At 69.9% G+C, this 19,494-nt stretch carries 18 protein-coding genes; 9 read left to right on the top strand and 9 right to left on the bottom strand.

All coding sequences use genetic code 11. The features are described from left to right. The first annotated feature begins 25 nt into the window (after nt 1-25). Nucleotides 26-508 (top strand): nitroreductase/quinone reductase family protein, encoded by a 483-nt coding sequence (locus ACFPZ3_RS62065; protein WP_379523814.1) that lies wholly within the window; start codon nt 26-28, stop codon nt 506-508. 35 nt (nt 509-543) lie between these two features. On the opposite strand, the gene ACFPZ3_RS62060 is transcribed toward ACFPZ3_RS62065, so the two are convergent. Next, a complete protein-coding gene (locus ACFPZ3_RS62060) occupies nt 544-1,014 on the bottom strand; it encodes an NUDIX hydrolase (protein ID WP_379523813.1) in 471 nt (156 codons plus the stop codon). Nucleotides 1,015-1,164: 150 nt separating this feature from the next. Here ACFPZ3_RS62060 and ACFPZ3_RS62055 point away from each other — a divergent pair, with 150 nt between their 5' ends. After that, a complete protein-coding gene (locus ACFPZ3_RS62055) occupies nt 1,165-1,896 on the top strand; it encodes a DUF3592 domain-containing protein (protein WP_379523812.1) in 732 nt (243 codons plus the stop codon). Here ACFPZ3_RS62055 and ACFPZ3_RS62050 read toward each other — a convergent pair. Continuing rightward, nucleotides 1,893-2,360: a winged helix-turn-helix transcriptional regulator gene (locus tag ACFPZ3_RS62050; protein ID WP_379523811.1), complete on the bottom strand. Its 468-nt coding sequence runs from the start codon at nt 2,358-2,360 to the stop codon at nt 1,893-1,895. The two genes, ACFPZ3_RS62055 and ACFPZ3_RS62050, sit on opposite strands and share 4 nt — an antisense overlap. Nucleotides 2,361-2,445: 85 nt before the next feature. On the opposite strand from ACFPZ3_RS62050, the gene ACFPZ3_RS62045 reads away from it, so the two are divergent. Further along, nucleotides 2,446-3,666 (top strand): MFS transporter, encoded by a 1,221-nt coding sequence (locus tag ACFPZ3_RS62045; protein ID WP_379523810.1) that lies wholly within the window; start codon nt 2,446-2,448, stop codon nt 3,664-3,666. 97 nt (nt 3,667-3,763) lie between these two features. Here the strand turns inward: ACFPZ3_RS62045 and ACFPZ3_RS62040 are convergent, their stop codons facing one another. The 3 genes from ACFPZ3_RS62040 to ACFPZ3_RS62030 all read right to left on the bottom strand — a co-directional run bounded on the left by ACFPZ3_RS62040 (nt 3,764) and on the right by ACFPZ3_RS62030 (nt 7,769). Next, complete coding sequence (locus tag ACFPZ3_RS62040; protein WP_379523809.1) at nt 3,764-5,008, bottom strand: RICIN domain-containing protein; 1,245 nt, start codon at nt 5,006-5,008, stop codon at nt 3,764-3,766. Between the two features lie 171 nt (nt 5,009-5,179). Next, nucleotides 5,180-6,415 carry an ATP-dependent Clp protease proteolytic subunit gene (locus ACFPZ3_RS62035; protein WP_379523808.1) on the bottom strand — a complete coding sequence of 412 codons (1,236 nt, stop codon included), beginning with the start codon at nt 6,413-6,415 and terminating at the stop codon, nt 5,180-5,182. A 286-nt stretch (nt 6,416-6,701) separates the two neighbouring features. Further along, nucleotides 6,702-7,769, bottom strand: coding sequence for a serine hydrolase domain-containing protein (locus tag ACFPZ3_RS62030; protein WP_379523807.1), 1,068 nt, complete (start codon nt 7,767-7,769; stop codon nt 6,702-6,704). 167 nt (nt 7,770-7,936) lie between these two features. On the opposite strand from ACFPZ3_RS62030, the gene ACFPZ3_RS62025 reads away from it, so the two are divergent. Further along, entirely contained in the window at nt 7,937-8,593 is a 657-nt protein-coding gene (locus ACFPZ3_RS62025; RefSeq protein WP_379523806.1) for a response regulator transcription factor, read from the top strand. On the opposite strand, the gene ACFPZ3_RS62020 is transcribed toward ACFPZ3_RS62025, so the two are convergent. The 3 genes from ACFPZ3_RS62020 to ACFPZ3_RS62010 all read right to left on the bottom strand — a co-directional run bounded on the left by ACFPZ3_RS62020 (nt 8,590) and on the right by ACFPZ3_RS62010 (nt 11,794). Then, nucleotides 8,590-8,784, bottom strand: a complete 195-nt coding sequence (locus ACFPZ3_RS62020; RefSeq protein ID WP_379523977.1) for a carboxymuconolactone decarboxylase family protein — start codon at nt 8,782-8,784, stop codon at nt 8,590-8,592. The two genes, ACFPZ3_RS62025 and ACFPZ3_RS62020, sit on opposite strands and share 4 nt — an antisense overlap. Before the next feature lie 207 nt (nt 8,785-8,991). After that, nucleotides 8,992-10,425, bottom strand: coding sequence for a proline--tRNA ligase (gene proS / locus ACFPZ3_RS62015; RefSeq protein WP_379523805.1), 1,434 nt, complete (start codon nt 10,423-10,425; stop codon nt 8,992-8,994). A gap of 166 nt (nt 10,426-10,591) precedes the next feature. Further along, the gene (locus ACFPZ3_RS62010) at nt 10,592-11,794 is read right to left on the bottom strand and encodes an MFS transporter (protein WP_379523804.1); all 1,203 of its coding nucleotides are present in this window, start codon (nt 11,792-11,794) and stop codon (nt 10,592-10,594) included. Between the two features lie 71 nt (nt 11,795-11,865). On the opposite strand from ACFPZ3_RS62010, the gene ACFPZ3_RS62005 reads away from it, so the two are divergent. Then, nucleotides 11,866-12,897 (top strand): GlxA family transcriptional regulator, encoded by a 1,032-nt coding sequence (locus ACFPZ3_RS62005; protein WP_379523803.1) that lies wholly within the window; start codon nt 11,866-11,868, stop codon nt 12,895-12,897. On the opposite strand, the gene ACFPZ3_RS62000 is transcribed toward ACFPZ3_RS62005, so the two are convergent. Next, complete coding sequence (locus ACFPZ3_RS62000; RefSeq protein ID WP_379523802.1) at nt 12,852-15,389, bottom strand: caspase family protein; 2,538 nt, start codon at nt 15,387-15,389, stop codon at nt 12,852-12,854. The genes ACFPZ3_RS62005 and ACFPZ3_RS62000 overlap by 46 nt on opposite strands. 208 nt (nt 15,390-15,597) lie before the next feature. Between ACFPZ3_RS62000 and ACFPZ3_RS61995 the strand changes: the two genes are divergently transcribed. From ACFPZ3_RS61995 to ACFPZ3_RS61980, 4 genes are all read left to right on the top strand, one after another. Then, nucleotides 15,598-16,200: a GNAT family N-acetyltransferase gene (locus ACFPZ3_RS61995; RefSeq protein WP_379523801.1), complete on the top strand. Its 603-nt coding sequence runs from the start codon at nt 15,598-15,600 to the stop codon at nt 16,198-16,200. 147 nt (nt 16,201-16,347) lie between these two features. Beyond that, entirely contained in the window at nt 16,348-17,151 is an 804-nt protein-coding gene (locus ACFPZ3_RS61990) for an SAM-dependent methyltransferase (RefSeq protein WP_379523800.1), read from the top strand. Nucleotides 17,152-17,341: 190 nt separating this feature from the next. Further along, entirely contained in the window at nt 17,342-18,010 is a 669-nt protein-coding gene (locus ACFPZ3_RS61985; RefSeq protein ID WP_379523799.1) for a TetR family transcriptional regulator, read from the top strand. A 450-nt stretch (nt 18,011-18,460) separates the two neighbouring features. Further along, nucleotides 18,461-19,494, top strand: a 1,034-nt coding sequence (locus tag ACFPZ3_RS61980; RefSeq protein ID WP_379523798.1) for an AfsR/SARP family transcriptional regulator, incomplete at its 3' end; no start/stop codon positions are given.

The raw sequence follows: 19,494 nt of genomic DNA, 5'->3' as shown, positions 1-19,494 counted from the left end.
AACCACGCCACCAGGGAGAGGTCCCATGAGCTTCGACACCCCAGCGGGAACCCGCGGCAGCCGCCAGCCTGCCGGACGGGCGTTTCGATGGCTGAACAAGGTGATGACCAGGCGGATCCGCCGCACAGGCGGCCGCACGCCCATGGGGTTCAAGGCCCTGATCCTGACGAGCGTCGGCCGCAAGAGCGGACAACAGCGTACGACGCCGGTCGGCTACTTCCCCGGCGAGGACGGTAGCTGGCTGATCGTGGCGTCGGCGGCCGGAGCGGCGGGCAACCCGGCGTGGTACTACAACCTCGCCGCCCATCCCGACAAGGCCCAGGTCGAGGTCGAGGGCCGCACGGTGGCGGTGATCGCCGAGCAGCTCCATGGGACGGAACGCCAACAGGCCTGGGAGCAGATCACCACCGCCGCGCCCCGCTTCGCCGAGTACCAGCGCAAGACCGACAGGGAACTACCGATCATCCGGCTGGTGCCCCGATCCGGCGAGGAGGCGCCACAGGAATGACGCGATGAGCCGGGACAACACCAGGTCCGCAATGCTCAGTGCTCGATCAAGCCGCCGACCGGGACGGGACCGACATGACCGGTTGGCGGAAGGGTCCGCGCCAGGGCGAGGCCGACATCGACCAATGACGATCGGCGGAGGCGGGCGACGTCGGGAATCGGCGTCCAGACCGACTCGGCGGTTTCGCCGTTCGGCTCAGGCCGCAGTTGGCCACCGGTGATCCGAACCTGGTAGAAGATGCCGACATTCTGGTGTTCTGGCAGGCCGGGCAGGCGGTCGGCCGCGGGGATCACTCTCGAATCGACACCCAGCAAGCGTTCGACCACCCCGTCGCAGCCGGTCTCCTCGGCAACCTCCCGGATGACCGCGTCGAACGGATCCTCCCCGTGCTCGACCTTCCCGCCCGGAAGAGTCCACCGCCGATCGCCCTTCGGTCCCACGTAATGGGCGAGCAGCGCGCGTCCGTCCTCGATGCACACGGCGTACGCCGCCAGCCGGAAACTCATCGCCGCACGCTATCCCAACGCCCAAGATCCGCACACCTGGTTATTGATCTTGGTTGCCCGAAGTTTCGGCACCGCCTGACATTTGCGTCCGCGGGCTGCTCGGACAGGGGGGCGCACGACATGGTGCTCCGCGTTGGGCAGACTCGTCCCATGCGCAACGGACGGTTCTTCACCCTGGTCGGCGGGATCTTCGGGCTGATCGGCCTGCTACTGCTCTGCGTCGGCGTCGCGCTGGCCGTCTCCACGGCGAGCTTCCTGGCCTCGGCCGAACGGACCGACGGCACCGTGGTCGCGCTGACGGAACGGACCACCACGACGCGGAGCTCCGACGGCCATACCCGCAGCAGCACCTCGTGGTACCCGACCGTGGAGTTCACCGTCAACGGCAGCCGGTACTCCTTCCAGAGCTCCACCGGTGGCAACCCACCGTCCTACGAGAAAGGCGAAGGCGTACCCGTCGCCTACGACCCGGACGATCCGTCCGACGCGCGGATCTCGTCGTTCTGGTCGGCGTTCCTCGCCCCGCTGATCGTCGGCGGGCTGGGCGTGGTGTTCACCCCGATCGGTGCGATCCTGTTCGTCAAGGGACGGCGGATCGCCCGGCTGCGAGCCTGGTTGTGGAAGCAGGGCCGGCAGGTGTGGGCGGAGATCGACCATGTGGGACGCGACCTCAGCGTGCAGGTGAACAACCGGCACCCCTACGTCGTCCATGCGACGTGGCAGGACGAGCGGACGGGCCGGACCTACACCGCGGTCAGTGACCACCTCCACGACGACCCGGGTCCTCGCCTGCGGGGCCGGACCCGCGTTCGCGTGCTGTACGACGCCGCCGACCCGGATCGCAACCTGGTCGACCTGGACACGAGCCCATCCCCTTCCTAAGCCGGACGGGTTCCGGCGGTTTTCCGGACGTGCGACGCCTCGGCGGAGAGCGGCGCGCCGTCCTGGCCGAGCGAGTGGAGTTCGGGAAGCTCCCGCCCTTGGCCGTCGACGAGAATGGAGTGCGGCTCGTCCGGCGCGAAGGCGTGGCGCTCACCCCATTGGCGGAGGGCGACGACGGCCGTGAAGAGATCCTGCCCGGCTTCGGTGAGCCGGTAGGTGTGCCGCCTGCCGTCGGTGGCGGCGCTCTTGTCGAGGATTCCGTGCTCGACCAGCTTGCGGAGCCGGTCGGTGAGGATGTTGCGGGCGATCCCCAGCCGCTGATGGAACTCGGTGAAGGTCGTCGCCCCGTCCATCGCGTCGCGGACGATCAGCAGGCTCCAGCGGTCGCCCACCAGGTCGACGGTCCGTGCGACCGGGCAGGCCGGGTCGGTCCAAGCGCTTCCCGCGGCGAGTGTGACGTCCACTGACCCCTCCATGATGAGTTGCAATCTGAAACCATTATGCCCTAGCCTCAAATAGGTTGCATTTTGCAACTCATTGGAGGGTGATATGTCGTCAGGATTGACCGGGAGGCAGCGGGCCCTGCTCGCGCTGGTGTGCGCGGTGGCGGTGTCGACCATCTACGGCATCCAGCCGGTCCTCGAGGCCGCGGGCGAGGATTTGGGGCTGGGGAAAGGAGCGCTGGGGTGGCTGGTCGCCGCCGGCCAGATCGGCTATCTCGCAGGGCTGGTGCTGCTGGTCCCGCTCGGTGACCTGTTCGACCGCCGCAGACTCATCGCGGTGCACCTGCTGCTGACAGCGGCAGGTGCGGGGGTGGTCGCCGCCGCACCCGGCGGTGGCATCGCGATCGCGGGTCTGGCTCTGGCTGGACTGTTCGCCGTGGTGGTCCAGATCACGGTGGCCTACGTCGCCGCCGTCTCACCGGCCGGCGAGCGCGGCCGCAACATCGGAGCGGTCACCTCGGGCGTGGTCATCGGGATCCTCGGAGTGCGGGTGGTCGCGGGCACACTGGGCGAGCTGGCCGACTGGCGCATGGTCTACCTCGTCATCGCCGGGCTTTGCGCGATGCTCGCGCTCGCCGCCCGATTCACCCTTGAGGCCGATGTCCGCCGCCCCCGAGCCCGGTACGGGCAGCTGCTGTCATCGCTGGGCCGTCTGGTCGCCGGCGACCGGCTCTTTCTCAGCCGGGGGCTGGTCGCGTTCTTCCTGTTCGCCTCCTTCGGCACGCTGTGGAGCGGGCTGGCGCTCCCGCTCGGCGACGCGCCGTGGCACTTCGGCACCACCGAGATCGGACTGTTCGGACTCGCCGGACTCATCGGGGCGCTGGGCGCGGCCCGGGCCGGTCGATGGGCCGACCGCGGCCTGGCGCCCTCGGTCACCGGCTGGGCGCTCGCTCTGCTCACGGCCTCGTGGCTGCTGATCGCCCAAGCGGGGTCATCGTTGTGGCTGTTGATCGCCGGCGTCATCGTCCTGGACTTCGCCGTGCAGGCCGTTCACGTCAGCAGCCAGCACCTGCTCACCACCGCCCGCCCCGACCAGAGCAGCAGCGTCATCGGCGCCTACATGGCCTTCTACTCCCTCGGCTCCGCGCTCGGCGCGATCACCACCACCTGGGCCTACAGCGCCGCGGGATGGCCGGCCGCCAGCCTGCTCGGCGCGGCGTACGCCGCACTCGGACTCCTCGTCGCCACCTCGACCCGGCGTTTCACCAGCCTGCCCCAGGCGCGACAACCACGTTCGCCCAATAAAAGCGGGGCCGCCGCAAAGTGAAAGTTCGGAGCGATCGGGAGAGCGCGTTCTCGCCTTTCGCGCTAAAAGATGAAGGGCTCTTCCATGCCGGAGAAGAGCCCTTCATCACGTACGGGCGTCAGGCGCGGGTCCACCGCTGGGCGGCGCCGCCCGTGCAGTCCCAGATCTGCAGCCGGGTGCCGTTGGCGGAACTTCCCCCGGTCGCGTCAAGGCACCTGTTGGCCTGAGGGTTGACGATCTGGCCGGTGCCGGAGTTGAAGGTCCACCTTTGGGCGGCGCTGCCGTTGCAGTCGTACAACTGCACCTTCGCGCCGTTGGCGGTGGCGCCGGCGGTGACGTCCATGCACTTGCCGAGCGCGCGCACGGATCCGTCGCTGTTCCACGCCCAGCTCTGCGCGGCGGTGCTGTTGCAGTCCCAGAGTTGCACGGCCGTGCCGTTGGCGGGGTTGGCGCCGGCCACGTCGGCGCACTTGCCACCGAGGCCGGTGATCTGGCCGCCGCCCCCGCCGCCGGTGGGCGAGGCGTAGACGCGGACGTAGTCGACGGTCAGGGCCTGCGGGAAGGTGGTGGACGCGTCAGGGTAGCCGGGCCAGTATCCGCCGACCGCCAAGTTCATGATCATGAAGAACGGGTGGTCGAAGACCCATCGGTTGCCGTTGAGGCTGGCCGGTGTGCGGCGCTGGTACTCGTTGCCGTCGACGTACCAGATGATCAGGTTGGGCGACCAGTCGACGGCGAAGGTGTGGAACGCGTCCGCGAACGCGCCACCGATCGAGTAGGGGGCGCCGATGCCCGCGCCGCCGGAGTAACCCGGGCCGTGGATGGTGCCGTGAACGGTGCTGGGTTCGCGGCCGATGTTCTCCATGATGTCGAGCTCGCCGCTGTTGGGCCAGCCGACCGACCCGATGTCGTTGCCCAGCATCCAGAAGGCCGGCCAGATGCCCTGGCCACGGGGCAGTTTCATGCGCGCCTCGAACCGGCCGTACGCGCGGGTGAAGGTGGCGGAGGTGAGCAGGCGGGCGGAGGTGTACTGGCAGGTGCCGTAGTGGCACTGGAAGTTGGACGGATTCTCCCGGCGCGCGGTGATCACCAGATTCCCGCCGCCGTCCATGGCGGCGTTGCGGGTGCTGTTGGTGTAGTACTGCTGCTCGTTGTTGCCCCAGCCGCTGCCGCCGAGGTCGAAGCGCCACTTCGACTGGTCGACGGCGCTGCCGGCGGATCCGTTGAACTCATCGGACCAGACCAGGGGACCGGGGGCGGGAGCGGCACTGGCGACGCCGGCCATCGGGAGCAGCATCCCGATGACGGTGGCGAGAGCGGCGCCGATGGCGAGCAACGTTCTGGAGCGGGGGGTGCGGTCCATTCGGATTACCTCACCAGATTCACGGACGTGGAATTACCGAAACCTTCCGGCAACATCAACCCCTCTGTCAAGAGAGCGCTCTCTAGAAAGGCGTTCGACAGCGAAGTCGATTGCCGGCGGCCGGTTCATCGGCGCGCTCGGGGCGACCGCCCGGCGCGGTCAGGCCGGGGATCAGCCTGTGCCCCACCCACTCTGGCCCCCGCCGCCGTAACCCATGCTGATCACGAAGAAGTGCTTGTACGCCCACTCCCTCCCCGCGTCGGCGAGCTCGGGCGAACCGCTGTTGAGATAGTCGGTCGCGATCTCCGCCGTACCGTGCCGGTCGAGCAGAGCTTCGAGCTGGACGAGCGACTCCGGTCTGCCGATCTTGATCGCGGACTTCAAGATCGCGCGTGGCTCACCTCTTTTCACCGCTTTGGCCAGCGCGAAGGCGTACACGCTCGGATCGTGGCGGCGCAGCAGCGTGCAGAGCCTGGCGGCGGCGCCGGGGTTCGTCCACGTGCGGTCGCGCCGGCTCGCGGAAGGAGGGCTGGGCGGACCGATCATGCTCCCGCCCCAACTGTGCCCGGGGTCGACCAGGCTCGCCAGTTTGAAGAGTTGCGACTCGGCCAACCACACTTTGGCCATCAGCGGCGGCGTCACCCCGAACCGGTTGTGCAGAGCGGGGTCCGCGCCCAAGCCGAGCAGCCATGTGGCGACGCTCGTGTTACCGGAAAAGTACGCATGGTGCAACATGGTGTTGCCATCGACGTCCCGGTCACGGTCGGGATGCCTTTGGGTGAGCGGCTTGCACTGGTCGACGACCTCGTCCACGACACCGTACGCCCGGGCTTCCTCAGCACTGAACGAACGCTCCGCCGCCATGTCGGCGAGGACCTGCTCCATGGTGCGCCCGGTCCGCTCGGCGGCCACCCGTGCCACCTGGTGCCGTGCCGAGCGCACGCCTCGGTCATGCGGGAACTTCCTGGCCTCATCCGCGTCCGGCGGCCGGGGCGTCATGACGCGGGTGTCCGGTGGCCGGCGCATCATGACGCGGGCGTACGGCAGCGCGTGGCGCCTTCCCTTGGTCCCCGCGGCGAGAACGAGGAGCGCCATGCCCTCGGCGGACCCCATCACATACGTCACGACGTCACAGGAGACGTCGTCCATGACGGTGATGAGGTCGAGACCCGCCTGGACCGAACCCCCGGAGGAGTCGATCAACAGCACGACGTCGGTCAGAGGGTCGTGCCGCGCCAGCGCCCGCAGGTCATTGGCGATCCGATCGGCGTTGTCGTGCTCCAGTCTCTCGTCGAGCACGATCGTACGCCGCCGCAACAGCTCCTCACGCGTGTATTCCTGCTCGGCTGGAGGCTCCGCGAACGACCTCGGATCAGCGCCGTCCGGAGCGTGCGAAGCATCGGTCACGTCGATATGGGCCTCTCCCCTTTGAAGCTCGATCCCAGTTCTATCGCCGTGCCACGGGTTTGTCCCGCCCTTCGCCGAAACCCTCGCCTCCGTGGCGTGTGGGTCCTGCGTGACGGCGACGCGGTGCTGTTCTCCAGCACGACCGGCACCGCCGAAGGGGCCGAGGGCAGCGACAGGGTGCTCCCGTCGTCCAGCTCGAACATCCGGGCCGTTCCCGACACCATGCCCGACGTACACGACCCGATCAGCGGCCCGACATGGGTCTCAAATGGGGGGACGGCTCCCGTTATCGGCCGGGGCAGAGGACAGCCTCCGCGGCCTTGTTGATGGCGTCACCGACGGCCATGGCCTTCTCGTTGTCGATCTTCAGCGTGGCGGCCACCGCGAACTGGAGCCGGCCGTCGGTCGAGGAGAAGGTGACGGAGCTGACCCCGGGCATGCCGCCCGATGCCGACGCGACCGTTTCGCCGCACAGGCTGGGCCGCGGCCTGGGCATCTGTCCCTGCAGGTCCGCCGGCACCAGCCGGCCCTGGTTGAGCGCGCGGTAGAAGGCGCTGACGTCGTGCGCGGTGGAGATCGCTCCTTCGACACCCCAGCTGGTGGCGTTGAGCCGGTCGACGTCGCGCGGCCTGCCCTTGGCGTCGGGGTGGTAGCCGTGCCCGTGCGGGCCCTTGATCTGGTCGGAGACCTTGGTGGCCAGATAGGTGTGCTTCATGCCGAGCGGGGCGAACAGGCGCCGCGTGAACTCGGTGGCCCGATCATGGCCGGTCAGCTTCTCGATGATCATGCCGAGCAGGACGTAGTTGGTGGTGGAGTAGAGGTACTCCCCCGGCTCGCCCTCGCGAGGCACGGTGCGTGCGGCCTTCACCAGGTCGATCGGCTTGTAGGCGGTGGTGAAGTCGAAGACGTCGAACTTCCCGCCGGCGACGAAGTCGGGGATGCCCGAGGTGTGCCGGATCAGCTGCTGCACGGTGATCTCGCCGGCCCGATCCACATAGTCGTGCTCGGCCATCTCCGGCAGGACGTCACTGAGCTTGTCATCCAGGCTGAGCTTGCCCTCCCCGACCAGTTGCAGGACGATCGCGGCCTCCATGAGCTTGGTCTGGGACGCGATGCGGTAACGCGAAACCGAGGGGATGCGCCCGCCCTTCCCGCCGAGCAGACGCGAACCCGCCGTTCCCCGGCCCACCCGCCTGCCATCGAGGTACACCTCGCCGATGGCCCCCACCACACCGTCGACCTTCGCCACACTCTCCATCGCCCGCTGGACGTCTCCCAGCTCGACCTGGCCGGCGGCGGCCGCCGGGACCTGGACGCTCAACGCCAGCACCGCGCATGCCAGCCCGACGGCCATGCCTGCGGTTCTCCCACGTCGCGTCGCTGAGATGTGCGTGGTCATCATGGTCAGTCACCCTTTCCCGGCAGGACTTGAACGGTGAACACTTTTACCGGGCGGCGCCGATGGGAGAGCGATCGGCGGACCATACGCGTTCCATATGCGGGCGTTGCGATACTGCCTGGATGCGTGTGCTCCTGGTCGAAGACGAGCAACCTCTCGCCGGGTACATCGAAGCCGGGTTGCGCAAGCACGGCTTCACCGTCGACGTCGCCCTCGACGGGCGCACCGCCCTGGACAAGTGCGAGCTCACCCCGTACGACGTGGTGGTCCTGGACCGGGACCTGCCGGTCGTGCACGGCGACACGGTGTGCCGGCGGCTCGCCCAGCGGGGCAGGTCGCGGGTGCTGATGCTGACCGCGTCAGACGCCGTGGAGGACCGGGTCGGTGGGCTGATGCTGGGCGCGGACGACTACCTGGGCAAGCCGTTCGCGTTCTCCGAGCTCGTCGCGCGGGTTCATGCTCTGGTACGGCGCAGCGCCCCGGCCCGCCCGCCGGTGTTGCGGGCCGGCGGCGTGGCCGTGGATCCGGGCCGGCGGAGCGCCGAGCGGGACGGACGGCTGCTGCGCCTGACGCCCAAGGAGTTCGGCGTGCTGGAGCAGCTGCTGGCCGCCGGTGGTGACGTGGTCAGCGCGGAGATGTTGCTGGACAAGGTGTGGGACGAGCACGCGGACCCGTTCACCAACGCGATCCGGATCGCCGTGGGCACGCTGCGCCGCAAGCTCGGCGACCCGCCGCTGATCGAGACCGTCACCGGCGCCGGCTACCGGATCGGCGGCTAAGGACCTCCCCGGCCGAGCCGGTTGGCCGCGTTGATCATGGCGACCAGGGAGACCAGCGCCGCGATCTGGTCGTCGTCGTAGTGCCTGCGCACCTGCGCCCAGGTCTCGTCGGACACGCCGTGGTGGGCGTCGGCGAGCCTGGTGCCCTCCTCGGCCAGCGCCAGCGCGGCCTGCTCGGCCTCGGTGAACACGGTGGACTCGCGCCAGGCGGCGACCAGATGGAGCCGGACCGCGGCCCCCCTGCCACCGTGGCGTCCTTGGAGTGGTAGTCGACGCAGAAGCCGCAGCCGTTGATCTGGCTGACGCGCAACATCACCAGGTTCTGGGTGGCCTGGGGCCCGATCCTTGTGACAGCTCGGCGATGTGACGCGCGCCACCTGTCCAGGAGCGGGCCGGGCTCAGTAAGAACGGCCGAAGATGACCCGCTTGCCGTAGGTGGCAGGCTGACCGCAACGCACGCAGACCCCGGTCTCGGAGGCTCCGTCGAGCGGAACGCACCGAGGCGTCGCAGCGGTCTCGGCCTTGATCTCATCCTCGCAGGCAGCGGTGCCGCAGTGCAGAGCCAAGGCCCAGCCCTGGGTGACGGCGTCGGCGAAGGACTCCCAGGTGTCGGCGGTATGGGTGTGGGCGTCGCGGAAGTCGGTGGCCCGCCGCAGGAGGAAGGCCTGGAAGTCCTCCAGGACACCAGGCATGATCTCGGCCACGGAATCGAGAGGGATCGATTGCTTGCCCTCGTCGCCGAGCCGCTTGGCCATGACCACGGTGCCGGACTCCAGGTCACGCGGACCGAGCTCGAGCCGGACGGGTACGCCGCGGAGCTCCCAGTCGTTGAAGCGGTAGCCGGGCGAGAGGTGGGCGCGGTCATCGACGTGCACCCGGACACCAGCCGCCTTGAGCCGGCCCGCGAGGTCGCGAGCGGCGTCCAGGGCTTGGTCGCCGCGGCCGATGGGGACGATCACGACCTGGTGCGGCGCGACCCGGGGCGGCAGGACCAGGCCCTTGTCGTCGCCATGGGTCATGATGACGCCACCGATCATCCGGGTGGACATGCCCCAGGACGTGGTGTGGCACAGCTCGAGCCGACCGGCTTCTGAGGTGTATTGGATCTCGAAGGCCTTGGCGAAGTTCGTACCCATGTAATGGGAGGTGCCGGCCTGAAGCGCCTTGCCGTCGCGCATCATGCCCTCGATGGTGAAGGTGCGCGCCGCACCGGCGAACCGCTCCCCCGCCGTTTTCTCACCCGGCACCACGGGGATCGCCGCGAGGTCGCGTGCGACTTCGGTGTAGAGGTCGAGGGCGAGCATCGTCTCGCGCATCGCGTCGGCCTGGTCGGCGTGCGCGGTGTGGCCCTCCTGCCAGAGGAACTCCGTGGTGCGCAGGAACATCCGGGGCCGCAGCTCCCAGCGCACGACATTCGCCCACTGGTTGAGCAGCAGGGGCAGGTCGCGGTGGGAGGAGACCCACTTGGCCATCATCTCGCCGATGATCGTTTCCGAGGTGGGCCGGACGACCAGGGGCTCCTCCAGCTCCTTGCCGCCGGCGTGTGTGACGACCGCGAGCTCAGGAGAGAAACCCTCGACGTGCTGAGCCTCTCGCTGCAGGTAACTCTCCGGGATCAGCAGCGGGAAGTAGGCGTTCTCGTGGCCGGTGTCCTTGATCCGCTGGTCCAGCTCTCCCTGGATGAGCTCCCAGAGGCGGTAGCCATACGGTCGGATGACCATGGTGCCCTTCGCTGGTCCACGGTCCACGAGCTGGGCCTTGGCCACCAGTTCGTTGTACCAGGCAGAGAAGTCCTCGCTTTGAGGGGTCACACCGCGTTCATCACGTCCCATGAAGGGAGAATATCGCTCAGCGCGAGCGGCCAAGGTCACCGCGGCCGGTCCTCACCGCGATCACGCGCATAGCGAACGGCCTCGCGAACCTGGCCTGCGGGCATGGTCGCGGCCGGTCGCGGCCGGTCGCGGCCTGTACAAGGGGGAAGGACCGGCGAGGGGCGCGTCAGGTGCAGCTCGAGACGCTGGAAGGGTGCGTGACCCGGCCGCCGGTACGGGCGCGCACGCTCCGCGCCTGGCCGGTGGCGCGTGGCCGTAGGAGCAGGGCCAGCACGGCGACCGCCGCCGTCGCCAGGAACGCCGTCCGCAGGCCGTACCCGTCGGCCACGGCCCCCAGCGTCGCGGGCCCGGCGATCGTGCCCACCGCCAGGAAGGCCACCGCGGCGCTGAACCCGGTGGCCGGTCGTTCGGGGAAGAGGTGGTAGCTCCCGGCCGCCAGCAGCCCGGAACCGGCCATGAACAGCGGGCCGTACAGCACCGCCGACGTGATCACCGCGAACAGCGACCCCGGCGCCAGCCCGAGCAGCGCCACGGCCACGGCCAGCCCGGTGAAAACCCCAGCGTGCACCCGCCGCGCCCCGTAGCGGCCCACGGCGTGCCCGGTGAACACGCCCGCCGTGCCCGCGAATCCCATCAGCGTCCAGAACAGCGGCGCGGTCGCCTGGCCGTCGCCCATCCCGTCCTCGACGGCCGCCACCGCGTACTGCCAGTAGACCGAGCCGACCATGCCGTACGCCACGGCCGTCGCGTACAGCGGCACCGCCGTGCGGCGCGCGAACCACCGCAGGCCCACCCGTGAGCCGCTCCGCGCCGGGCGGTGTGCTCCGGCGGGAAGCACCCAGGCGTTGTACAGCGTCGTCGCGAGCGCGATCACGGCGAACAGCAGCCAGATCATCCGCCATCCCGTGCCCTGCCCGAGCAGCGCGAGCGGCCCGGCCGCCACCACGCCGAACGCCGTGCCCGACGAGATGATCCCCATGGCCCGCTCCCGCCGCCCCGGCGGCACCGCCCGGTCCACCGCGTCGGAGTACGGCGCCCACGCCCAGCCGGAGCTGGTCCCGGCCAGGATCAGCCCGGCCGTCAGCGCCACCGGTTCACGCGCGAAAGCCACCAGGGCCATGCCGGCGGTGGCGGAGACGCCGCCCGCGATCACCAGCGGACGGGGACCGAAGCGGGTCACCAGGGCGCCGACGAGCAGCAGGGCGAGGAGGTAGCCGACGTAGGTCGCGCTGCCGATCAGCCCCACCGCGGACATGGACAGGTCGAACTCCCGGCGCAGGTCGGGCTGGAAGAGGCCGTAGCCGTAGCGGGCCAGGCCAAAGGTCACACCAACGGCGGCGACGCCGCCCAGGATCAGCTGTCGACTCATGACATCTATCCTCTGACCTGCGGATATGATGGACGAGTGGCAAAAAAGTCATGATGCGCTAGATTTACGCCATGAGCATCAAGCCACTCCGCGTGGCCGTCACCGTGCTCAACCCGGCGGCGCTCTTCGAGCTCGCCGTACCGTGCGCGGTCTTCGGCGGCGAGGGCTACGAGCTGGTCCTGTGCGCCACCACGCCCGGCGGCGCCCTGCGCGCGCTCGGCGGGCTGCGCCTGGAGGCCGAGCACGGGCTGGAGGCGCTGGCGGACGCGGACCTGATCGTGGTGCCGGCCTGCCTGATGGACGTCGGTTACGAACCACCGGTGGAACTCCTGGACGCGCTGCGCGCCGCGCACGCCCGTGGCACCCGCATCGCCTCCCTGTGCTCGGGCGCCTTCGTCCTGGCCGCGGCGGGGCTGCTGGACGGCCGTGAGGCGGCCACGCACTGGATGTACGCCGAGGAGCTGCGCCGCCGCCACCCCGGCGTCCTGGTCAACGACCAGGCGCTGTACATCGACGACGGCGCCATCCTCACCAGCGCGGGCACGGCCGCCGCCATCGACCTGTGCCTGCACATCGTGCGTACGGACTACGGCACGGCGGCGGCCGCGGCGGTGGGCCGCCGCATGGTCGTGGCCCCGCACCGGGAGGGAGACCAGACCCAGTACGCGCCGGTGCGGCCCGCCCCCGCCCCGCGGACCCTCGCCCCGGTGCTGGACTGGGCGCTGGCCCGGCTGCACGAGCCGCTGACCATGGCGCAGCTGGCCCAGCGGGCGGGGATGAGCCTACGCACCTTCGGCCGGAACTTCGCGCAGGAGATCGGCACCACCCCGCTGCGCTGGCTCAACCAGCAGCGGCTGGCCCGGGCCCGCGAGCTGCTGGAAACCACCGACCTGACGATCGACGCGGTGGCCGAGCGCTCCGGCCTGGGCACCGCCGACGGGCTGCGGCAGCACTTCCACCGCGAGCTGGGGACGACCCCGGCCGCGTACCGGCGGACTTTTCGCGACCCCGGCGGCTCCCGTGTGGCCGAGGACGGCGGGGGCGCGGGGCGGCGGCATCAGTCCGGCCGTGGAGCCTCCCGTTCGGTCAGGCCGCTCAAGTAGACGGCGGCGCCCGCACAGGCCGCCGCGGCGAACAACACGCCGAGGAACACCAGCCCGGTGCCGACCAGGACGTAGTTGTGCACCAGCCCGATGATCACGGCCAGCTGGAGCGCGGTCAGCAGCCAGGACCGGTCGGGGCCCGCCTGGGCGGCCACGACCAGCAGGGTCAGCATGACGGGCAGGTAGGCGGGGCCGGCCTCCAAGGATTCGGCGTAGATGCTGAGGATGCCGCCGATGATGAGGAGCGTGGCCGCCGCACTCAACACGATGACCGGCCGCGACGTGCCTGCCCGCCAGCCCTGGACCGCGCGGGGCAGGACGGCTGCGATGGCGATCAGCGCCGCGATGAGGGCCTTGGCCCATCCCGTGCCATAGGCCACCGTGGCGGGATCGGCCAGGTTGATGATCATCAGGATGACGGCGAGCAGCCCGGCGGCGACCATCGCGATCCTGAGCCTGCCCGCCTGAGCCAGGGCTGTCTCCAGGAATACCACCAGCACGATGAGGAGGACGCCCGTCATGGTCATCAGGGCTTCTGTCCTGGTGTCGATGCCGCCCACCAGGCTGAGCCGCGCGTACAGGCCCAGGTTGAGCGCCGCCAGACCGGCCGCGGCGCCCAGCACGACCGGGCGCCCGCGGCCGTCAGGGAGGAACGCGACCGCGATCGCGGAGGCCACCAGCAGCAGGATCCACGTCGGGAAGGTTCCGGCGAAGGGTCCCGCGAACCGGGGCATGGCGGGGGATGCCCCCATGGGGCCGACCACGAGAAGCAGCGCCGACGCCAGGGCGAGCCCGCGCAGGGCAAGCGGCTGCCGGCGCCGCCGGCCGGTGACCCTCTCGTGCGAAACCGCGCCCGGCGCGGGCTGCCCCACCTCTGTGTCCTTCGGGACGGTACGCGCGGCAACCGGGGACGCAGCCGCCGGGAGTGCGGTGCCTTCGCCCTCCGCCAAGGCGCTCGTGCCCTTCGTGGCGGTCGGCGAGATCGTCTCCGGTCTCGTGCCCTTCGTGACAGTCGCCGGGATCGCCTCCGGTGCGGGAGTGACGGTCGGCGGGGTGGGCGCGCCGGCAGCGGAAGCGGCGGGCGGCACGGTCACGGGTGGCGAGGTGACCGGCGACGGCGCCGAGGGCTGAGGGGCGGCGCCGAGCGTGCGGTCGGCGGCGGCCGAGACCATGCGGCTGTCGTCGTGGGCCAGCCCCTCCAGCGCGAGGCGGGCGGCCAGGGCGAGACCCGCGTGCCTGCTGTGCCGCAACCGCGCCAGCTCGTCGACCGTGCCGGCCCTGATCGCGGCGATCGGATGGTCGATCGCCTCCTGCAACTCGGCCGGCAGCGCCGCGGGGCGGGTGACCGGGCGGCCGCGGCGTGCGATGACCAGGTCTCCCTGTACGTCATACGTCCATTTGCCCGGCGTCTGGTTGGGCGTGATGGTGCGCACCCGGTCGTAGACGTAGTCGTACAGCTCGTGGATTCCCACGTAGCCGTCCTGGTCGCGGTCGGCCTCGCCGGTTTCCAGCCCTTCCACCAGCGCGCTGGTGAACACAGAAGGAGACGTCGTCTCCTGGGCGTCGGCCAGCTCGGCCCCGTCGAAGGCGTACTCCAGAGCGTTGGAGGCGGTGATGACCACCCGCCCGCGCCCGCCGAACTGCTCCTCCACATGGATGTCCCCGCCGGCCCGCGGCAGCGCCCCACGCGCGAAGGCACCGGCGTAGCAGCAGTCGAGCAACAGCACGATGCGCCGGCACCGGCTGCGGCTCATCCGCCGGTTGACGAACTCGGCCGACACGGCGGTGGCTCCGAGCCGGTTGAGCTTGGTGCTGGGGGTGGCGAAGTACAGCTCGCCGCTGTCGTCCTTGACCCCGTGGCCGGAGAAGTGCAGCAGAAGCAGGTCGTCCGGGTGACGGTCGGCGAAGAAGTCCTCCACGGCCTCGTTGACGACCGAGGTGGACTCGTTGAGCATCGTACGAACGTCGAAACCGCCGATGGCCTCGTCACCGAGCACCCTGGACAGGGCTTCGGCGTCGAGCGCCGGCGCGCGCAGCCGACGCAGACCGGGGTCCTGGTACGCGTCGCCGGCCACGATCAGCGCCATACGACGTCCGCCAGGCTGAACAACGTTCGCGGGCTGCCGCCGGCGGCGTAACCAGACCTCGACCAGCTCGCGCTGCTCCTTGCCCCGGATGCCGGTCACCTCCAGCACGTCACCCTCGATGTCCAGCTTGACCGACCGATGCTGGTTGCGGTTGAGCCACGAGGTGACGGCTGTCACGATCGCGCCGAGCAACTCGGTGCCGGCCAGCGCGATCACCAGGCCGCCGACCGTGAACGACAGGACCGCCCTGGCGCCTTCCGGGGCCTGGCCGCCTTCTGCCGCGCTCGCGACCACGTCCAGATCGAGGAGCTCGTCGCGGAGCCTCGCGGTGGCCTCGTCCAGCTCTTGGGCGTCCGCTCCGTCGTCGAGCACCGACAGCAGCAGCCGGGTCGTCTCACCAGCCATGTGCCACCCCAGGGGGAAAGCGGAGCCACCTCAAGAATGGCGTCGGACGAATTCTAAGCCTCCGACCTGGCGCGAGTCAGCGGGATATCACGCAGGTTCGCCCAGGGCGGCGGGGTTGCTCCCGCTGCGTTCCACCTGGCGGGCCAGGGGCTCGATCAAGCGCAACGTGCCTGATCACGTAGGGGTTCGGGGTGTTATCGTCCATCGCATGATCGAACTGATCGCTCCCACGGTACGGCTGCATTCCTCGTGGCTCGCAGCGCGTGACGAGTGGCAGCCGGGTGCTCACCAGGACGGAGCCGGCTTGCGTCTGGTCGCTGACGATGACCTCGACACTCCGGACGGGTTCGCCTCATGGGTCGAGCGACTGCGCCGGCAGTCGGACCGGTCGCTGCCCGTCGGGGAAGGACGTGTCCACGCCACCCACTGGTGGATCGTTGACGGCGAGACCTACCTCGGAGCCATCGACCTCCGGCACTATCTGAACGCCTTCCTGCTGGAAGGCGGCGGACACATCGGCTACAACATCCGGCCTTCCGCCAGAAGGCGAGGACTGGCCACGTGGGCGCTGGGCGCGGTTCTCCTCAAGGCGCCGGCGCTCGGTCTGGATCGGGTCCTGCTCACCTGTGACGAGGACAACGCCGGTTCGGCGCGCACGATCGAAAGCAACGGCGGCGTCCTGGAAGACGTGCGCAGCACCGAACTCGGGGTCAAGCGCCGCTACTGGATCGCTCTCGATGCCGGCGTGCGGCCTTCGACGCGTTCGAGCAGCGGCAGCCCAGCGGTGCGGCCCGTGACGACTCCGTCCTGATCGCGTCAAGATTTTGTCAAATCTCATACGCCCTGGTCGGGGCGTTCGTTGCGCCTCGGAGGAATCGCCCATCGACCACCGTTTGACGCGCCGTGTCCCATGTTTGCGCTAATTTTAGGGAAATGATCTAGGGGATGGAGGCCGTTCATGACGGAGTACGGCGCAAACGGACCTAACGGCATCGATGTCACCAGGCCGAGCGTCGCCCGGATGTACGACTACTACCTGGGGGGCAAGGACAACTTCGAGATCGACCGGGAAGCCGTACGCCGCGTCGAGAAGGCCATGCCGGAGATCCGCCAGCTGGCCCTGGAGAACCGGGCCTTCCTGCGCCGCGCCGTACGCCACATGGCCAGGCAGGGTATTCGGCAGTTCATCGACATCGGCTCCGGCCTGCCCACGGTCGGCAACACGCACGAGATCGCCCAGGAGATCATCCCCGACGCCCGCGTCGTCTACGTCGACAACGATCCCGTCGTGCTGCAGCACGGCCGCGCCCTGCTCGCGACCGACGAGAACACCACCGTGGCCGCCGCCGACATGCGGCGCCCCTCCGACGTACTCGAGCACCCGCAGACCGTCAAGATCCTCGACTTCAACCAGCCGGTCGGCGTCCTGATGATCGCCATGGTGCACTTCCTGACCATGGATGAGCAGGGCGCGATCATGGCCCAGCTGCGCGACTCCCTGCCCTCCGGCAGCTACCTCACGGCGACCCACGTCACCCGCGACGGCCACCCGGCGGAGGCGGTGGCCGCGATCGAGGCCGTGTACGCGGCCACGCCGACGCCGATCTACTTCCGCGAGCACGCGGAGGTCTCGCGCTTCTTCGAGGGCTTCGAGCTGGTGCCTCCCGGCCTGGTCACCATCGACACCTGGCACCCGGACCCGGACGACCTGGCCCCCCAGGCCACGCGATGGCTCTACGGCGGCGTCGGCCGCAAGCCGTAACCCTTCTCGTTCGTCAGGAGGCGTCAGGCAGGCGTCAGGCAGGGGCGGACGCGCGCTGACCGCGGTGCCGTCCGGCATCGCGATGCGGCCGGCGTGCATGCGACGGGAATCGGCCAGGCGCCACCGTAACGCGAGCCAGAAGCCAGGACGGCGCATCTCTCAACGCAATCGAGGTGCGTTATGGTGGGGCATGCAGAGAAGAGCCCGCTCGCAGGACGCCAAGCTCCGCCGCGCCGAGGATCTCCTGGAAGCCGCCCGCACGCTGGCCGCCGAACGCGGCGGGGTGCGCCACATCACCCTCGCGGCCGTCACGGAGGTCGTCGGCCTGCACCCCTCCGCGGTCCGGCGCTACTTCGACAACAAGGAAGAACTCCTGCTCGAACTCGCCGAACGCGGCTGGCAGGAGTGGCGTGACGCTTTCACCACGCATCTGGCCGGCGCCAAGGACCTGACCCCGACGCAGACCGCCACCGCGCTGGGTGTCACCGTCGCCCGCCTGCCCCTGTTCTGCGACCTGCTCACACACGTGCCGCTCAGCCTCGAAGGCGAGGTCACCATCGACCGCGCCCGCCGCTTCGAGAGCAATTCGTTCACGGCCTTCGACACCATGATCGACACCATGACCGCCACAGGGACCATGACGACCGAGCAGGCCGAAGACCTCCTCGCGGCGGCGGTGTGCCTGATCGCCCACCTTTGGCAGGTCTCCCACCCCACCCCCGCCCTCACCCGGCTCTTCGACGAGGAACCCCACTGGGGCCGCATGGCGCTGCACTTCGAGCCGCGGATCATCCACTTCCTCCAGGCCACCGCCACCGGCCTCACCATGCTCACCGGCCGCCCCGCCCTGGCGCCTTGAGCCGGACCACGACCAGGCGGATGGCGACGGCGCGCGTTGGCCGCACGACCGGTAGGCGGCCAGGCGGCGCGGCGACAAGAAAGGCGTTATAGCATGCGACGGTTGCGGCCTGTTCCTGGAGCGTGACAGATAGCCGCCGTAACCGCGCGAGAATGAGGAAGTCCGGCCGTTCAAGGACGGTATGGCGAATCACGCCCCCGGCCCTCGGGTTAAGGACCTGCTCGCCCCGGCCGAGACGGATTTCTCGCACCACGCATAACGATGCGGAAATAAATTTCAGCGGTCCCGCGGCACCGGCCCCAGCTATTCGGGACCCGTAATCTTCTTATCCCGTTCCAGGAAGTACCATTCCAAGGTCGCTTCCGTCGATCATTGGTCGCGGCAAATCAGGATCTGTGTGCGTTCGTACGGTTCCTGTTGGTGGAAAGCCGCGCACTGCAGGGTGGTCGTATGGATTTCAAGATCCTTGGACCGATCGAGGTTCGTACCTCTCATGGGAGGGCGATCCCGCTCGGACGCCGAAAACAGCGAGTACTGCTGGCCGCCCTGCTGCTCAACACCGGCAAGGCGATCCCCAGCCGGCGCATGCTCGACTGGCTGTGGGGTGAGCGCGCTCCCGCCACCGCGGAGTCGAACCTCTACACCTACATCTCCGCGCTGCGCAAGGTGCTCGGCTCCCCCTCCCGCATCGAGGCGGGCTCCAACGGGTACGTGCTGCGCGTCATGCCCGGCGAGGTCGACGTCACGTTGTTCGAGGACCTCGCCGCGCAGGGGCAGCGGGCGCTGTCCGCCGGACGCCACGACGTCGCGCTCGAACGGCTGACCCGGGCCCTTTGCCTGTGGCGCGGCGAGTCCGTACTGGAAGAGCTGCCCCTGCCCGCGCCGCTGCGCTGTGAGGCGGCGCGGCTGGAGCGGCTGAGGGCGACCGTCGTGGACGCCTCGCTGGAGGCCCGGCTGGCGCTCGGCCGGCACGGCGAGATGCTCGCCGACCTGGAGGCCCTGACCCGCAGGGACCCGCTGAACGAGCGGCTCAGGGCACAGCTCATGCTGGCCCTGTACCGTTCCGGCCGCAGGGCCGACGCGCTGACGGTCTATCAGAGCGCGCGGATGACGCTGGCCGCCGAGGTCGGCATCGACCCCGGCCCGGACCTGGTCCGCATGCACCAGCGCATCCTCGCCGACGACGCCGCTCTGACGCCGCCGCCGGCGGTCGCCGCCCGCAGGGCCCCGGCCGAGTTGCCCATCGGCTCTGCCGCCTTCACCGGCCGGGCCGCCGAGATCGCCCGCCTGCACACGATGCTGACCTCGGCCTCCGGCGCGACCGCCATCTCGGCGATCACCGGCGCCGCGGGGGCCGGCAAGTCGGCGCTGGCCGTGCACGTCGCCCACCAGGTCGCGGGCCGGTTCCCGGACGGGCGGCTCTACGTGGACCTGCACGGCTCCACACCCGGCGTCGCGCCGCTGAAACCCGTCGACGTCCTGGC

The organism is Nonomuraea insulae, from assembly GCF_042656245.1.
Note: the sequence above shows the minus strand (reverse complement) of the source record. Positions and strands in the feature narration are given on the sequence as shown.

Excerpts from the sequence above, each read along its gene's own strand:
- ACFPZ3_RS62065 (WP_379523814.1), top strand. The coding sequence starts at position 26 with ATGAGCTTCGACACCCCAGCGGGAACCCGCGGCAGCCGCCAGCCTGCC.
- ACFPZ3_RS61990 (WP_379523800.1), top strand. The coding sequence starts at position 16,348 with ATGACGGAGTACGGCGCAAACGGACCTAACGGCATCGATGTCACCAGG.
- proS (WP_379523805.1), bottom strand. The coding sequence starts at position 10,425 with ATGGGACGTGATGAACGCGGTGTGACCCCTCAAAGCGAGGACTTCTCT.
- ACFPZ3_RS62040 (WP_379523809.1), bottom strand. The coding sequence starts at position 5,008 with ATGGACCGCACCCCCCGCTCCAGAACGTTGCTCGCCATCGGCGCCGCT.
- ACFPZ3_RS62055 (WP_379523812.1), top strand. The coding sequence starts at position 1,165 with ATGCGCAACGGACGGTTCTTCACCCTGGTCGGCGGGATCTTCGGGCTG.
- ACFPZ3_RS62030 (WP_379523807.1), bottom strand. The coding sequence starts at position 7,769 with ATGGCCGTCGGGCTGGCATGCGCGGTGCTGGCGTTGAGCGTCCAGGTC.
- ACFPZ3_RS62045 (WP_379523810.1), top strand. The coding sequence starts at position 2,446 with ATGTCGTCAGGATTGACCGGGAGGCAGCGGGCCCTGCTCGCGCTGGTG.
- ACFPZ3_RS62025 (WP_379523806.1), top strand. The coding sequence starts at position 7,937 with ATGCGTGTGCTCCTGGTCGAAGACGAGCAACCTCTCGCCGGGTACATC.
- ACFPZ3_RS62010 (WP_379523804.1), bottom strand. The coding sequence starts at position 11,794 with ATGAGTCGACAGCTGATCCTGGGCGGCGTCGCCGCCGTTGGTGTGACC.
- ACFPZ3_RS62000 (WP_379523802.1), bottom strand. The coding sequence starts at position 15,389 with ATGGCTGGTGAGACGACCCGGCTGCTGCTGTCGGTGCTCGACGACGGA.
- ACFPZ3_RS62060 (WP_379523813.1), bottom strand. The coding sequence starts at position 1,014 with ATGAGTTTCCGGCTGGCGGCGTACGCCGTGTGCATCGAGGACGGACGC.
- ACFPZ3_RS61985 (WP_379523799.1), top strand. The coding sequence starts at position 17,342 with ATGCAGAGAAGAGCCCGCTCGCAGGACGCCAAGCTCCGCCGCGCCGAG.
- ACFPZ3_RS62005 (WP_379523803.1), top strand. The coding sequence starts at position 11,866 with ATGAGCATCAAGCCACTCCGCGTGGCCGTCACCGTGCTCAACCCGGCG.
- ACFPZ3_RS61995 (WP_379523801.1), top strand. The coding sequence starts at position 15,598 with ATGATCGAACTGATCGCTCCCACGGTACGGCTGCATTCCTCGTGGCTC.